The 15480-nt window shown below is 72.2% G+C and carries 11 protein-coding genes; 7 read left to right on the top strand and 4 right to left on the bottom strand.

Annotation, left to right across the window (positions count from 1 at the left end; all coding sequences use genetic code 11):
- Window positions 1-31 precede the first annotated feature (31 nt).
- Both OG202_RS05870 and OG202_RS05865 read right to left on the bottom strand, forming a co-directional pair.
- Window positions 32-1780: a cellulase family glycosylhydrolase gene (locus tag OG202_RS05870; protein ID WP_328222418.1), complete on the bottom strand. Its 1749-nt coding sequence runs from the start codon at window positions 1778-1780 to the stop codon at window positions 32-34.
- Between the two features lie 153 nt (window positions 1781-1933).
- Entirely contained in the window at window positions 1934-3040 is a 1107-nt protein-coding gene (locus tag OG202_RS05865) for a GDSL-type esterase/lipase family protein (protein ID WP_328222416.1), read from the bottom strand.
- Between the two features lie 298 nt (window positions 3041-3338).
- Here OG202_RS05865 and OG202_RS05860 point away from each other — a divergent pair, with 298 nt between their 5' ends.
- Window positions 3339-4532, top strand: coding sequence for a right-handed parallel beta-helix repeat-containing protein (locus OG202_RS05860; RefSeq protein ID WP_327731085.1), 1194 nt, complete (start codon window positions 3339-3341; stop codon window positions 4530-4532).
- A gap of 56 nt (window positions 4533-4588) precedes the next feature.
- On the opposite strand, the gene OG202_RS05855 is transcribed toward OG202_RS05860, so the two are convergent.
- Window positions 4589-5170, bottom strand: coding sequence for a TetR/AcrR family transcriptional regulator (locus OG202_RS05855; protein WP_326584820.1), 582 nt, complete (start codon window positions 5168-5170; stop codon window positions 4589-4591).
- 211 nt (window positions 5171-5381) lie between these two features.
- Here OG202_RS05855 and OG202_RS05850 point away from each other — a divergent pair, with 211 nt between their 5' ends.
- From OG202_RS05850 to OG202_RS05830, 5 genes are all read left to right on the top strand, one after another.
- Entirely contained in the window at window positions 5382-5948 is a 567-nt protein-coding gene (locus OG202_RS05850; RefSeq protein WP_326584821.1) for a (2Fe-2S)-binding protein, read from the top strand.
- Window positions 5945-6949 (top strand): FAD binding domain-containing protein, encoded by a 1005-nt coding sequence (locus tag OG202_RS05845; protein ID WP_328222413.1) that lies wholly within the window; start codon window positions 5945-5947, stop codon window positions 6947-6949. Before OG202_RS05850 ends, OG202_RS05845 begins: the two co-directional genes overlap by 4 nt.
- Entirely contained in the window at window positions 6946-9066 is a 2121-nt protein-coding gene (locus OG202_RS05840; RefSeq protein ID WP_328222411.1) for a xanthine dehydrogenase family protein molybdopterin-binding subunit, read from the top strand. Before OG202_RS05845 ends, OG202_RS05840 begins: the two co-directional genes overlap by 4 nt.
- A complete protein-coding gene (locus OG202_RS05835; protein WP_328222409.1) occupies window positions 9059-10240 on the top strand; it encodes an XdhC/CoxI family protein in 1182 nt (393 codons plus the stop codon). The genes OG202_RS05840 and OG202_RS05835 overlap by 8 nt, the downstream gene beginning before the upstream one ends.
- Window positions 10241-10310: 70 nt before the next feature.
- Window positions 10311-10664, top strand: a complete 354-nt coding sequence (locus OG202_RS05830) for a hypothetical protein (RefSeq protein ID WP_326584825.1) — start codon at window positions 10311-10313, stop codon at window positions 10662-10664.
- On the opposite strand, the gene OG202_RS05825 is transcribed toward OG202_RS05830, so the two are convergent.
- Window positions 10608-12017 carry an RICIN domain-containing protein gene (locus OG202_RS05825; protein WP_328222407.1) on the bottom strand — a complete coding sequence of 470 codons (1410 nt, stop codon included), beginning with the start codon at window positions 12015-12017 and terminating at the stop codon, window positions 10608-10610. The two genes, OG202_RS05830 and OG202_RS05825, sit on opposite strands and share 57 nt — an antisense overlap.
- Window positions 12018-12236: 219 nt before the next feature.
- Between OG202_RS05825 and OG202_RS05820 the strand changes: the two genes are divergently transcribed.
- A complete protein-coding gene (locus OG202_RS05820) occupies window positions 12237-13244 on the top strand; it encodes a peptidoglycan-binding domain-containing protein (RefSeq protein WP_327731091.1) in 1008 nt (335 codons plus the stop codon).
- Window positions 13245-15480: the final 2236 nt, after the last annotated feature.

The raw sequence follows: 15480 nt of genomic DNA, 5'->3' as shown, positions 1-15480 counted from the left end.
GGCAGCAGGGGGATGCGAGCGATCGAGGCGGTCAAGTCGACGTGCAGGCCGCCCCGTTGAGTGTGAACGCGGTCGGGGCCGGGTTCGTGGTGCCGCGCGTCGCGGTGAAGCCGAGGGTGACCGAGCCGGACGCGGGGATGTTCGCCGTGTACGAGGCGGCCGTGACGGTGACGTCCGCTCCGGACTGGGTCGCCGTGCCGCCCCACAGGTTGGAGACGCGCTGGCTGCCCGGGAAGGTCCAGCGCAGGGTCCAGCCGCTGATCGCCGAGGTGCCCGTGTTGCGGACGACGATCTCGCCCTGGAAGCCGCCGGACCACTCGCCCGTCACCCGGTAGCCGATGGCACAGGCCGCCGTAGAACCGCCGGAGGCGGTCGTGACGGTCACCGTGCCCGAGCGCGTAGAGCGGTTGCCGGCCGCGTCGCGCGCGTAGACGGCGAAGGTGTGCGAGGTGGCGGGAGTCAGACCCGTGAGTGTGGCGGAGGTGCCGGTCGTGGTCGTCGCGGCGGTCTCCGTCGTGCCGCTGACGCGGACCACGTCATAGCCCGTCACGCCGGTCGCGTCGGTGGCGGCGGTCCAGGTCAGGGTGGCCGACGAGGAGGTCACCGCGGAGGCGGTCGGGGTGCCGGGCGTGCTCGGGGGAGTGGTGTCGCCGCCGGAGGAGGAGTAGATGGCGGCCTCCTTGGCGGTGGCGGCGATGCCGTTCGCGCCGTTGAAGAGGCGTTGGCCCCAGCCGGTGAGCTGGTTCGGGTCGAAGTTCGTCACCATGTCCAGGTACTCGACACCGCCGCCGTTGCCGCTCCAGGACCAGCCGAGGTAACCGAGGCCGAGGCGCTGCGCGGTCGCGAGGATGGCGTCCTCGTCGGGGTTGCCGTCCGAGTGGTCGTGCCCGAACTCGCCTACAACGATGGGCAGTTCGGCAGCGACGAACCGGTTGAGGTAATCGCTCACCTCGGCCGCCGTGTCGAAGACGCCGTACATGTGGATGGAGAAGATCGTGTTGGCGTCCGGATCGGCGGCGAAGACCGACGCCGCGTTGTCGCGCATCGTGAAGGCCCAGTCCTGGCCCCAGTTGGGGGCGTCGACCATGATCGTGTGGTCGAATCCGGCGGTGCGCAGCTTCTGGATCGCCGCCTTGGTGTCGGCCGTCCAGCTCGCGTAGTTGGTGTTGCCGTACGGCTCGTTGCCGATGTTGACGATGACGTGGTCCTCCTGGCCGGTCAGCGCGCTCTGCACACCGATCCAGTAGTCGGCGGCGCGCGAGAGCGTGACCGCGCCGCTCTGCTCGCCGTAACCCGTCGTGTCGTGCACCTCCAGAACGCAGATGAGCCGGTTCCGCTTGCACTGCGCCACGACGTTCGCCACGTCCGCCGTGTCGTTACGGGTCCACCGGTCCCCGCTGGAGAGGACCACCCGCACGGTGTTGGCGCCCTTGGCCTTGATGTGGGCCAGCGAGCCGATCTGGTTCGGATACCAGGTGTGGGCGTGGTTCACGCCGCGCATCACGAAGTCGTTGCCCGAGCGTTCCAACAGCCGGCCGTTCTCTATCCGGAAACCGGCGGGCGCCGCGGGTGCCGCGTGCGCCGGCGCGCCGAAGGCGAACAGAGGGAGGAGCAGGCCGAGGAGGGCTGCGGCGAGCGCGGCCGCGCGTGCCGTCCGTGCTGTCCGTGCCGCGCGTGCCGTGCGTGCTGTCCGTGCTTTCCGTGCCGCGCGTGCTGTCCGTGCCGTGCGTGCCGTGCGTGCCGTGCGGGGGAGGGCGGGCGTGCGCCTACGGGATCTCATGGCGGCTCCAAGAGGGGGCGTGGGGAGGGGGTGATGGGGCGGTGTTCCGATGCGTTCGGGGCAGGGGGCCGTCGGTCCGTCGTCGCACGACGACGGCCTGGGGCGGCGGTCCTCGCCGTGCGGACGGCGGACACGACGGCACCCCGCCGTCCGTCACGAGGTGGCGGCCCTCGCCGTGCAACCGACGCTCGCCGACGGCGTCCCGGCCGTCGTGGGCGTCGTGGCGACGAACCCGAACGTGGCGCTCGCACCCGGAGCGAGCGTGCCGTTCCACGAGGCGTTGGTGACGGTGACCGTGCCGTCGGCCGCCGTGGTGGAGCTCCCGTTCCAGACCTGGGTGAGACGGGCCCCGTCCGCCGGTGCGACGGACACGGTCCACCCCGACACGGTGGCCGCCGACGTGTTGGTCACCGTCACCTCGCCCTGGTAGCCGCCCTGCCAGACGTTGGTGGCCCGGAAGACCGCCCCGCACAGGGGCTCCCCGCCACCCGGATCACCGGGGTCGCCCGGTACCCACGCGTCCAGCACCGCGCTCAGCGCCGGGTACCAGCGGGAGGCGATCCTGTCGTCGCCGGCGGCGTTCGGATGCACGCCGTCGTACGTGTCGGTCGCCGTGCTGAACCCCGTCCACTGGTCGACCACGGTCACCGGCGAGTCCCCGGTGCTCGTGGCCCGCGCCCAGTCGGGGATCCGCGCGTTGAAGTCGACGACACGCTGCGCGCACCCCGCACAGCTGCTGGGGTTCATGGGGATGAGCTGCGCGACGAGGATCCGCATGTGCGGGTTGGAGGCCCGCATCTGCCCGACCAGCTTGGTGTATGCGGCGAGGATGCGGTCGGGCGCGATGCTGCTCCACACGTCGTTCGTGCCGAAGTGCATGACAACGATGTCGGGAAGCGTCGCGGCCAACCGGGCGGGCAGCAGGTTCTGGTCGGCGACGTTGGTCACCAACTCGCCGCCGTGGCCTTCGTTGTCGCCGTCGTGCTCCTGCCCGCAGCCCTGCGTGCCGAGCGTGCCGACGAAGTCGATGTCCGTGTGGCCGGCGTTCCGCAGCCGGTTCCACAGCACCGCCCGCCAGCAGCCGGGCGAGCCGGTGATCGAGTCGCCGAGCGGCATGATGCGCACGGGAGCCGCCGCGATGTCGGGCGCGGACGCGGCTGCGGCGGGCGGTGCGAGGGTCGGACCTAGGGTGAGGAGCAGGGTGGTCAGAAGGCCGAGAAGCGGCAGGTGCCGTGAGGGGGAGTGGCGGGGCTTGCGCATGGTGTGTCCCTTCCCTGGTGAGATGGGAGCGCTCCCAGGTGAACATGCCATCGTTGTCATTAACGCGTCAAGATGGGTGCGTGACTGGCTTGTTGTGCGCGCGGCGGCAGCGAGTCGGCGATGCCGGGCCGGCGCAGCCCCATCCCCCGCGAGGCCGTCTCGGGCGACTCGACCCCGGGGTGGTGATCGTTCAAGAGTAAGAACGTCTATCACGTGCATGGATATTGACGTGCTCGGGACAAGCCCCTAGCTTCCCAGATGGAAAGCGCTTTCCCTTCGGCTGCCCGGGAGACGAACCATGCGTCCACAGCGATTCACCGCGTGCGTAGGCCTGTTGAGCGTCCTGGCCGGCGGACTCCTCGCCCTGTCCGCCCCCGCCGCGCACGCCGCCACCAGCCTCTATGTGGCGACCAACGGCAGCGACAGCAACGCCGGCACGCTGGCTGCCCCGCTGCGGACCGTCCAGCGCGCGGTGGATCTGGCGCAGGCGGGCGACTCGATCCTCATCCGGGGCGGAACCTACGCGCCCACCGCGAATATCCAGCTGCTCAAGAGCGGTACGGCGAGTCAGCCGATCAGGATGGGCAACTACAACGGCGAGCGGGTCGTCATCGACGGCGAGGGGATGCCGTACACACCCGGCGCGGTGGGTTCCAGCATCCCCCGGGCCCAGCGGGGCGCGATCCACATCGAGGGGGAGTACTGGCGGCTGAGCGGGCTGGAGATCGTCAACGGGCCGTACGGGATCTTCGGCGTGGACACCAGCGGCAATGTCTTCGAGCGGCTGGTCACGCGGAACAACTACGAGTCCGGCGTGCACATCCAGGGCGCGTCGAGCGCCAACCAGTTCATCAATCTGGACAGCCACGGCAACCGGGACCCGCGCAAGAACGGCGAGAGCGCCGACGGCCTGGCGATCAAGGAAGGCTCCGGGACGGGCAACGTGGTGCGTGGCGCCCGGCTGTGGAACAACGCCGACGACGGGCTGGACTTCTGGGAGTTCCTCTCCCCGGTGACGGTCGAGGGGAGCCTCGCGTACGGGAACGGCTACAACCGCTGGAACCTGCCCGACTACACGGGTGACGGCAACGGCTTCAAGCTCGGCGGCGGCGGTGACGAGGACCTGCCCGCGGCGCACGTCGTGCGCAACAGCATGGCGTGGGACAACTCGGCCGGCGGGTTCATCGACAACGCCAACCCCGGTGCGCTGGTGGCCGAGCGCTGCACGGCGTGGCGCAACAAGGGCACCGGATTCGACTTCGCCGACGCCGACGGCACACTCACGAAGAACCTCGCGGTGGCCAACGGCACGAACGTCTCACTGGGCTCGAACTCCGGCGGCAGCGGCAACTCCTGGAACCTCGGCGGCACCTGGTCCTTCGCGAGCACCGACGCGGCCACGATCACCGGGGCCAGGGCGGCCGACGGGTCGATCCCGGCCTCGGCCTTCCTGCGGCCCGCGAACGGTGCGGACGTGGGGGCGCGGCTCTGACGGAGGCCGACCCCTGGCACGGCCCGTGCGCCGCCCGGCCGGACCGGGCGGCGCACTCACGTCCCGGTGAGCGGTGCCCTGGTGCGCAGGCCGTCCATCACGAGGTCGAGGAGGCGGGCGGCGCGCGCCTGCCAGTCCTGGGGGTCGATCTGCCAGAGGCCGGCTATCGCGAGGAAGAAGTCGTCCGGGGTGACTCCGGGGCGGACGGTTCCGGCTTTCTCGCCCGCGCGGAGCAGGAGCTCGGCGGCTTCGGCCACCGGGCCGTGCCCCGGCTTGTCCGGGCGGTCGGGGCCGCAGGTGGCCTGGCGGATCGCGTCCGCGAGGCCCGCCTTGGTCATGGCGAAGCGGGCGAGGTGGTCCATCCACTCGCGCAGCGCCCGGTCGGGTTCACGGGTGGCCAGCAACTCGGCGGCGGAGTCGGCGACCTGTTGCATCTCGTGCCGGTAGACCTCCAGGACGAGGGCCTCCCGGCTCGGGAAATGGCGGTAGAACGTGCCCTGTCCCACGCACGCCTTCCTGGCGATCCTGCTCAGCGGTGTGTCCGCCGAGCGCGTCAACTCGATCAGCGCGACCGCCAGGATCCGTTCACGGTTCCGCTGGGCGTCCGAGCGCAGAGAGGCGTCCTTCTTCTGCCGCACGCGTCCTCCTCAGGGATCCGTGGCCGAAACCCGTTCTTGTTAACCGGACAACTGTCCGTTACGTTTTCCCGGAGAGGACAGCTGTCCGGTTGCTTCATCGTAGCGTCGGCACGACCGGCCCCGGCACCCCAGCTGTCCCGCATTCCCGATTCGACCGCCTGCCGGAGCGAGTCCCTTCGACATGCCCCGGATACGCGAAAGAAGGCTGATCATGTCCCCAGCCACCTCATCGACGTACAGCGCCATCACGTTGAACATCAACGGCGAGAAGCACACGCTCTCCGTCGACCACCGCACCACCCTGCTCGACGCCCTGCGCGAGCGACTCGACATGACCGGCACCAAGAAGGGCTGCGACCAGGGGCAGTGCGGTGCCTGCACCGTCCTGGTCGACGGCCGCCGCAACGTCTCCTGTCTGCAGTTGGCGGTGGCGGCAGAGGGGCGCGAGATCACCACCATCGAGGGCGTCGCCGACGGGGACGAACTGCACCCGGTGCAGCAGGCGTTCCTCGATCTGGACGGCTTCCAATGCGGCTACTGCACCCCGGGCCAGATCTGTTCCGCCATCGCGGTCATCGAGGAGCACGCGGCGGGCTGGCCCAGCGCGGTCACCGACGACGTCCGTCCCGAGGCGGGCCCGCCACCTCTCGGCGCCGACGAGATCCGGGAGCGGATGAGCGGCAACCTGTGCCGCTGCGGCGCCTACGTGTCGATCGTCGAAGCCGTCGCCCGCGCCGCCGCCGACAGCACAGCGAAGGCCAAGGAGGCCGTGGCGTGAAGGAGTTCGACTACCAGCGGGCGTACGACGTCTCCGGCGCGGTGGCCCTCCTCGGCGCCGACCCCGAGGCCCGCTTCCTCGGCGGCGGCACCAACCTCGTCGACCTGATGAAGACCGGCGTGGAGCGGCCCGCCCGCCTGGTCGACGTCCGTGAACTCCCGCTCGACGGGATCGAGTCGACCGAGGACGACGGACTGCGGATCGGCGCCACCGTCACCAACAGCGACCTCGCCGCCCACCCCGACGTCCGCCGCCGCTACCCGGCGCTGACCCAGGCGGTCCTGGCCGGCGCCTCCGGGCAGCTGCGGAACATGGCCACCGTCGGCGGCAACCTCCTCCAGCGCACCCGCTGCGGCTACTTCGCCGACGTCACCAAGCCCTGCAACAAGCGGATCCCCGGCAGCGGCTGCCCCGCGATCGAGGGTGAGCACCACAACCACGCGATCCTGGGCGCCTCCGGGCACTGTGTCGCCACCCACCCCTCCGACATGGGCGTGGCGCTGGCCGCCTTCGACGCCGTCGTGACGTACGAAACGGCCGACGGCCCCGGCGAGTCGCCGCTCGCCGACTTCTACCTTCCGGTCGGAGACACCCCGCACCTCGAGACCGCCCTGCCACCGGGCGCCCTGATCACCGGCGTCGTCCTGCCGCCCGCCCCGGTCGCCGCCCGCTCCCGCTACCGCAAGGTCCGCGAGCGCGCCTCGTACGCCTTCGCCATCGGCTCCGTCGCCGCCGCGCTCGACGTCCGGGACGGCGTCGTACGGGACGCGCGGCTGGCCTTCGGGGCGGTCGCGTCCCGGCCGTGGCGGGCGTACGCGGCCGAGCGGGTGCTGACCGGGGCGCCGGCCGATGCCGAGACCTTCGCGGCCGCCGCCGACGCCGAACTGGCCGAAGCCCGGCCGCTGCCGCACAACGGATACAAGGTGACGCTGATGCGCAACCTCGTGGTGGCCGTCCTGTCCGAACTCACCTCCGAACTCACCGAGGAGGCCACCCGATGACCACCGCCCCCACGGCGCACAAGGGCGCCGTCGGCACCGCGCACACCCGCGTCGAGGGCCGCGACAAGGTCACCGGAGCGGCCCGCTACGCCGGGGAGGTCCCGTTCACCGGACTCGTCCACGGCTGGCTGGCGCTGTCGACCGTGGCACGCGGCCGGATCCGCGCGATCGAGAGCGCCGACGTGCTCGCGATGCCGGGCGTGCTCGCCGTCCTGACCCACGAGAACGCCCCGCGCGTGGCGACCGACTACACGGGTCTCATGGGGATGACACCGGATCCGACCATCACCGTCTTCCAGCACGACCGGGTGCCGCACCTGGGCTGGCCGGTGGCGCTGGTCGTCGCCGAGACCTCCGAGCAGGCCAGGGAGGCCGCCGAGGCGCTGGTGGTGCACTACGAGCAGGAGCCGCACGACATCGACTTCGCCGCCGAGCACCCGGAGGCGTACGACGCGGGCGGCTTCGGCCCGGCGGTGACCGGGAAGGGCGACCTGGAGGCCGAACTCGCCGCGTCCGCCGTCGTCCTGGACGCCGAGTACACCACCCCCGAGGAACACCACAACCCGATGGAGCCCCACGCGGTGACGGTGCGCTGGGACGCGGGCCGGCTCGACGTCGTCGACTCCAACCAGGGCACCATGTGGGTCGCGGGCGAACTCGCCAACCTGTTCTCCCTCGACCCCGCCTCGGTGCGGGTGCGTTCCGAGCACGTCGGCGGCGGCTTCGGCAGCAAGGGCGTCCGCGCGCACCAGGTCGCCGCGGTCATGGCCGCGACCGTCCTCCAGCGCCCCGTCCGGGTGGTCATGACCCGGCGCCAGATGTTCTCCCTGGCGGGTTACCGCAGCCCCACCACCCAGCGGGTCCGGCTCGGCGCCGATCCCGACGGACGGCTGCGCGCGCTGGAGCACCGCTCCCAGTGCCTCAGCTCGACCGTCCACGAGTTCGTCGAGCCGGCCGCCGGACCGGCCCGCGTGATGTACGACGCGGACGCCCACCACACAGCCAACCGGGTCGTACGGCTCGACGTGCCGACACCGACGTTCATGCGTGCGCCGGGTGAGGCGCCGGGGTCGTTCGCGCTGGAGTCGGCCTTCGACGAACTCGCCGAGAAGCTGGGCATCGACCCGATCGAGCTGCGGGCCCGTAACGAGCCGGAGCGGGGCCCCGTCTCCGGCTTGCCGTTTGGCAGCCGCAATCTGCACGCCTGCTTCCGTGAGGGCGCCCGCCGGTTCGGCTGGGCCGACCGCGACCCGCGCCCCGGCCTGCGGCGCGAGGGCCGCTGGCTGCTCGGCACCGGCACGGCGGCGGCCTCCTTCGGCGCGGGAGCCGCTCCGTCCACGGCGTCCCTGACGGCCGAGGCCGACGGCTCCTTCACCGTGCGGATCAACGCGGCGGACATCGGGACCGGAGCGCGCACCGCGCTCACCCTGGTCGCCGCCGACGCGCTGGAGGTGGCACCGGAGCGGGTCCGGGTGCGGATCGGCGACAGCGACTTCGGACCGGCCATGATCGCCGGCGGCTCCATGGGCACCCGCTCCTGGGCCTGGGCGGTCACGGCCGCCGGCACCGAGCTGAGGGAACGGCTCGCCCTGGGCGACGGCATCCCCCCGGAAGGCGTCACCGTCCGCTCCGACACCACCGCCGCCATCGGCGCCCTCGCCCAGAGGGAACGCCACTCCTACGGCGCCCAGTTCGCCGAGGTCGCCGTGGACCCCGCCACCGGTGAGGTACGCGTGCGCCGGATGCTCGGCGTCTTCGCGGCGGGCAGGATCGTCAACCCCCTCACCGCCCGCAGCCAGTTCATCGGCGGTATGACCTGGGGCATCTCGATGGCCCTCCACGAGGAAGCGGTACGCGACCAGGCATCCGGCGGCCACTACGGAGCCGACCTCGCCGGCTACCACGTGGCCGCGCACGCCGACGTGCCCGCCATCGAGGCCGACTGGGTGGACGACCCCGACCCCGAGGACCCCGTCGGCATCAAGGGCATCGGCGAGATCGGCATCGTGGGCGCGGCGGCCGCCGTCGCCAACGCGGTCTGGCACGCCACCGGCGTACGCCACCGCCACCTGCCCATCCGACCCGACCGCGTCCTGATGGCGGGCCGCGATGCTTGACCTGGCCACCGAGCTGAGCGCCTGGGCCGGGGAGGGCCGGGACTTCGCCGTCGCCACCGTCGTGGCGGTGAGCGGCAGCGCCCCGCGCGGCCCGGGCGCGGCCCTCGCCGTCGACAGCGCGGGCACGGCCATCGGCTCGGTCTCCGGAGGATGCGTCGAGGGCGCGGTGTACGAGCTGTGCCAACAGGCCCTGGCGGACGGCGAGACCGTGCTCCGGCGCTTCGGCTACAGCGACGAGGACGCCTTCGCCGTCGGCCTGACCTGCGGCGGCGTCATCGACGTCCTGGTCACCCCCGTCACCGCCGGGTCACCGGCCCGAGCGGTGCTGCACACCGCCCTGTCGGCCGCCGCCGAGGGCGAGCCGACGGCTGTCGCCCGCGTCGTCCGGGGCCCGGCCGAACTCCTCGGACAGGTCCTGCTCGTACGCCCCGACGGGTCCTGCGAAGGCGGTCTCGGCGGGCATCCCGACCTGGACCGGACGGCCGCCGCCGAGGCCCGGGCCCTGCTGGACGGCGGACGTACGGGCACAGTCGAGCTCTCGGCGAGCGGAGCGGGACGGGGGTCCCCCCGGACGGAGTCCGGGGGAGGATCGCACTGCCCCGGTGGGCTCACACTGCTGGTGGAGACGAGGGTGCCGCCACCCCGCATGATCGTGTTCGGCGCGATCGACTTCGCGGCGGCACTCGTACGCGCGGGCAAGTTCCTCGGCTACCACGTCACCGTGTGCGACGCCCGCCCGGTCTTCGCCACGCGGGCCCGTTTCCCGGAGGCCGACGACATCGTGGTGGACTGGCCGCACCGGTATCTGCGGCGCACCGAGACCGACGGTCGCACCGTCCTGTGTGTGCTCACCCACGACGCCAAGTTCGACATTCCCCTGCTGGACACGGCTCTGCGGATGCCGGTCGCGTTCGTGGGGGCGATGGGCTCCCGCCGCACGCACGCCGACCGCGACCGGCGGCTGCGTGAAGTCGGTCTCACCGATCGGGAGTTGGCCCGGCTCCGGTCCCCGATCGGGCTCGATCTGGGCGCCCGTACGCCCGAGGAGACCGCCCTGTCGATCGCGGCGGAGATCGTCGCGGCCCGGCGCGGCGGCACGGGCGTGCCGCTGACCGGTTCGGGGACGCCGATCCACCGGGACGCGGGGGAGCGGGGAGCCGTGGCGGCGGCCTGAGTACGTCGGACGGGCCGACTGAGTACGTGCTCGGATGCCCCGCACCCCCGGCCGCTGGTGCACTGTCGTCATGGACACGAACACCTCGCGCCCGAGGCCCCTCCGGAACGTCACCGCCACGGCCACCGCCACCGGTTCGGCCCTCGCGGTGGTGCTGCTGCCGTTGGTGATCGGCGCGTTGGTGGCCCGGTCGGCCGGCGCCGACCCGATGGCGTCGGTCAACGCCCTGATCGCGGGCGGCGGCGAGCGGGCGAAGCTGTCCCGGAACCAGCTGCCCGTCCTGCGGGGCATGCGCACGGCGCCCCGCAGGATGGGCGAGCGGCTGGCACGGCGACGGCCGACGGCCGGCCGCCTGTCGCGGCGACGGCTACTGGCCGGCCGTGAGGACGTACGTGTTGAGGTTCCCCACGGTGGTGAGCGGTGACGGCGAGCCCAGCTCGTAGCGGTCCACGGCGAGGTAGTTGGGCTTCTTGCGCGCGGCCGGGGTGCAGAAGTTCTGCGCGCGGTTGAGCAGCTTGGCGTTGTCCGTCTCGGCCGTGCCGCTGATCGTGTAGTCGCGGAAGTGGTTCATCACGAACAGCGGATGGAAGGCGGACGAGTCCGCGGTGAGCGGTCTGCTCGTGCCCCAACGGCTGTAGCAGGACCAGTCGGAGCCGCCGAGCCCGCCGCCCATCGACCAGTAGTTCTCCACGGTCCACTCGCGCTGGTACATCACACCGAAGGTGTTCCGGGTGGTCTGGCCGGCGGAGACGTCGCTCGCCCGTGTGCGGTCGCTGAAGATCAGCAACTGCTTGCCCCGGGCGGCGAGATCGGCCATCGTCGGCCAGCCGCTCGTCGCCACACCGTCCTGGTCCGGCCGGTACAGCACGTCGGACAGACCGCTCACGGAGGCCAGCGACGACTTGAGTACGTCGGACGAGGTGTAGTCCTCCAGGAAGACGGTGACGACCTGACCCGGGTTGGCCTTGAGGAAGTCGACCATGCGCTGGAGGCCGGTGGCGAGCGGAACCGGGCTGCCGACCCCGTCGCAGCTGTTGTGACAGAGCATCGCCTGCCCCGACACGGTGTATGTGTCGAGCATGAACCCCCGTACGCCGTCGGTGAGTTGTCGGCTCACCCCCCGCGACTGGTTGGGGAAGAGGCTCACGGGGAACGAGGCGAAGTTACCGTCGACGCCGTTGGCGTAGGCGTTGTGCGAGGTGAGGAACGAGACCTGGTCGAGGGTGCGGGTGTCGGTGGACGGCATGGCCGACGTGGCGTAGGTGGCCGGCGTGAGGTACCAGCGGGCCTGGTCGCCGCTCGACCCGATCTGGACGAGGGAGGAGTCGGCGGAGGCGCCCGTCAGATACTGCGAGGTCCCGGGAACGCCGATCGTGTACGTGCTGTTCGCGGCCTCGGTGATCGTCCAGGTGGTGCCGTCCTCGCCGCAGGTCGTGGTCACCGCCGACGTGCCACTGCGCCCGAGGCAGATCCCCGACCCGTCGGCGTTCCGCAGCTGGTGGCCGCCGCCGACGGCGACCGGCGTCCACTGCTGATGGTCCTCGTTGCCCTTGGGATTGTGCGCGGCGACCGTACCGCCGCTGTCCGCCGCGTTGAGCCCGGTGACGGAGTTCTGCAGATACACCGAGTACGTCGGGACCGCCGCGGCTGCGGGGCCGGAGAGCGCGACGGGCGCGCCCAGGGCGAGCGCGGCGACCGCGCCCAGCGCGCGGGCGCGAGCACGGGCATGGGCGCGAGGGCGCGAACGGGGACGGGGATGGGGACGGGACAGGCTCACGGGGTTCCTTCCACTCCGGCACACCGGGTTGATGTCAGAGGCATGACACACCCGGTGCCGGGTCGCGCACCAGCCCCGGCGCATGAAGACATCATGAGCGGCAACCGGTCTTCTCCGGACGGAACTTGGCCGGGAAAGGTTTGAGATTCAAGCAAGTCTTGGGGATTCTGTGCAGAAGATCTGTTTGAACTCTGGAATCCGCTCGAAGAGAGACCACGCGTGAGTGAACCGACAGCCCCTGTCTGCCCGCAGTGCGGTACACCCCGGGCGACGGACGGCACTCCGGCCTGTTCCTGCGGCCGCCTCGCGTCGGAGGCTCATCGGGACACACGTGCGGCGCAGGCGGAGGCCGCGGAGGACTTCGACCCGGTACGCATACGGCCGTTCGTGAAGGTCGGCGACGAAAACGAGCCGGTCGACGCCGCCGCCAAGGCCCCCATGGACGAACCACGGCCCAGCACCTCGGATGACGACGACGCACCGACGGCGGCCCTCACCGAGCCGCACCACGCGCCGGCCGCTCCCTTCGACGCATCGGCTCCCTTCGGCGAAGAGCCTCCCCTCGACGCACGGCCTCTCCTCGACGAACACCCTCCCCTCGACGAACAGCCTCCGGACGACGGTGCCCGGGGCGGTCGGCGACGGCGCCGAGCGGCGTTGGCCACGGGGGCGGGGATCGCCGCCGCGGCCGTCCTGGTGACGGGAGGGATCATCGGCGGACTCTTCTCGTACGACGCTCCCTCGCGGGACGGCTCGGGCCCCGACGACGTCAGGGCGGGACTCCCGGAGGCGGCGGCCGGCGCGGAGGCGTCGTCATCGCCGGCGACCCCGTCCCGCACGGCCTCCACGGCATCCCCGTCCCGGACGACGTCCGCCTCGCCGGAGGCGACCCCGACCGAGAGCGGGGCCACCCCCACCCGCTCCGGCACCCCGACCAGGACCCCGTCCAACAGCGACGCCACCGCCACGGCGGCCCCCGCGCCGACCCGGTCCGACGGCCGGCCCCCCGTCCTCGGCCTCGGCGACCAGGGGGCGGAGGTCACCGAACTCCAGCTCCGTCTGACCCAGATCGGCTACTACAACGCCGACGCCGACGGCGACTACGACCGCGAGGTCCAGAGCGCGGTCCGCGGCTACCAGCTGACCCGTGTCCTCCTCGACGACGAGTCGGGCGTCTACGGCGAGGCGACGCGCGCCTCGCTCGAATCCGAGACATCGGAGCCGTGACGCCCTCCACCACCTCGGCCGCAGGGGCGCCGAGTTCGACGAGGTCGTGATGCGGCCCGCCATTCCCCGCGGAAGTCGGCCCGGTTCGGTCGCTCAGCCGGTCGCCAGGAGGTCGAGGTGGCGTCGGGCCTGTTCGGCCGTGCCGCTGTGCGGGAACTGTTCGGCGATCTGCTGCCAGATGTCGCGGGCGTGGTCGACGCCTTCGGGATCGTCGCGGGCTTCGAGGGCCTGGGCGAGGTGGGCCCACTCCTGGGCATGGCCCCCGGAGTGTTCGACGGCGTCCTGCAGGAGCTCGACCGCTTCGTCGAGGCGCCCCTGCCGGAAGGCGACCCAGCCGCACGCGTCCTCGCACACGGCCATCCGGGTCGGCTCCAGCACCCGGCGCGCACTCTTCAGCGCCCCCTCCGCCAACAGGCGCGCCTCGTCGAGCCGGATCCCCTGCTCGGCGTAGAACATGGCGAGCCGCGCGGTGAGAATGACCAATGCGGCCCGCAGCGGAGGCTCCTCGTCCGTGCCGCGGAACGCGGTCAGCCGGGCCGCGCAGGCGTCCTGGGCCTCGATGAGCTCCTGCTCCACCTCCCACGGCTGCTCACGCCCGGCGATCAGATGCGCGATCCACTCGTGGTGCCGGCCGGCGCCCGACTGCCGGGCCGTTCCGCCGATCGAGCGCAGCGCGACGATCGCGTCGTCGCAACGCCCCAGCAGATCGAGGACGTTGGCCAGCTCCTCGTGCATCCGGGCGTCCAGGTCCGCGCTCAGCGACGCCTCCCGCGTGGCGTCGACCAACTCCTCCCGCGCCCGCTCCAGGAGTTCCGCGCGTTCGTCACCCTGCGAGGTCTCCGCCTGCCCGCGATGGGTGACGGCCAGTTCGAGACGGGCCAGATCCCGTTGCTCCCCGGCCGGAAGGAGCTCGATCAACCGCAGCAGCGTCTGCTCGGCGAGGTCGTACTGGGCCCGGTGGTCGCGGTACAGCCGCGCCAGGGTGAAGCGGGGATACGCGTACAGGGGCGCCAGCTTCAACGCGTCCCGGCAGTCCCGCACGGCGTCGCTCGTCCGCCCCTGCCGGACGTACACCGCCGCGCGCCCCGCCAGGGCCCGGGCCCGCGTGGGCAGGTCCGGCGGCTCGGCGGACAGTTCCGTCAGCCTCTCCTGCCCCCGGCGCCCCGAGCGGTAGCGGGGGCAGACGGTCTTCGGCGGCCGGTCGAGGACGATGTCGTACTGCCCGACGGCCTCCCGGTAGCTCCCCGCGGCGAACTGCCGGTGTTCCGCGTCGGACAGGGAGTCACCGAGGGCCGCGTGCGCGTCACCCAGTTCGACGTGCCACTGCGGCGGCGTCTCCAGTCCGGCGGGCAGACCTTCGGTGACCGCCCGGGTCAGCTCCTCGACCGCCGTCGCCCAGTGGTGACGCTGTCGGTCGGAGGGCCGGATCAGTCCGGCGAGCGAGCCGTGCAGCAGCCCGATCTCCCGTGCGGCCAGCGAGACTTCGGGCACCGACGCCCCCGGTGCGCACCGCAGCGACTCGATCTCGGCCAGCGCCTCCCGCAGACCCACCTCGTCGAAGTGCTGCTCCGCCTCCCGGGCATGGGCCCAGGCCCGCGCCCAATCCAGGATGAAGGGCTTCCGGTCCGCGCCGTCCGCGCCGTCGGGCGAAGGCCAGTACGCGTTCACGATCCGCCGTACGTCCTCCCGGCCGGGCTCAAGGGCCAGCGCCATGCCCGCGAGGGCCCGGGCGGCGGTCCGGTTCTCCCGCCAGAACATCTGGTTGACGGCGAGCAGGAGCCAGGCCTCGGCGTCGTCGGGGTGTTGGTGCGCGGCGACGGTGAACAGGGCGGTGGCCAGCTCGTGCGTGCCGTCGACGTCCGGGGAGCCGGCCGCGAACAGGCCGACGTCCCGGACCGCCACATGATGGTTCTGCGGGTCCCGCTGGATCGCCTCCAGACACGCGAAGAGCGCGCCCTCGCTGTTGTGCTTCTGCAGCATGCGGCCCCGCAGCGCGTGCAGTTCGGCCATGTCGGGGGCCCAGCGGATGGCTGTACGAAGGTACCGGTCCGCCCTTTTGCGGGCGCGGCGCCCCGGCCCGTCGTCCGCGCCCCGGGCCAGCCGGAACCAGCATTCGGAGCGCATCGCGATCACATGGGCGATCCGCTCGGTCAACGGCTGTACCGCGGTCTCGTCACCGTCCTCGACCAGTCGGCGGGCCCGTTCGTCGATCAGATCCTGCTCGGTGCGATGGAAG

Origin of the sequence: Streptomyces sp. NBC_00310 (assembly GCF_036208085.1) — a bacterium.
In the GTDB taxonomy this organism is placed as follows: domain Bacteria; phylum Actinomycetota; class Actinomycetes; order Streptomycetales; family Streptomycetaceae; genus Streptomyces.
The sequence above is the reverse complement of the archived record's forward strand: the minus strand, read 5'-3'. Positions and strand labels throughout refer to the sequence as shown.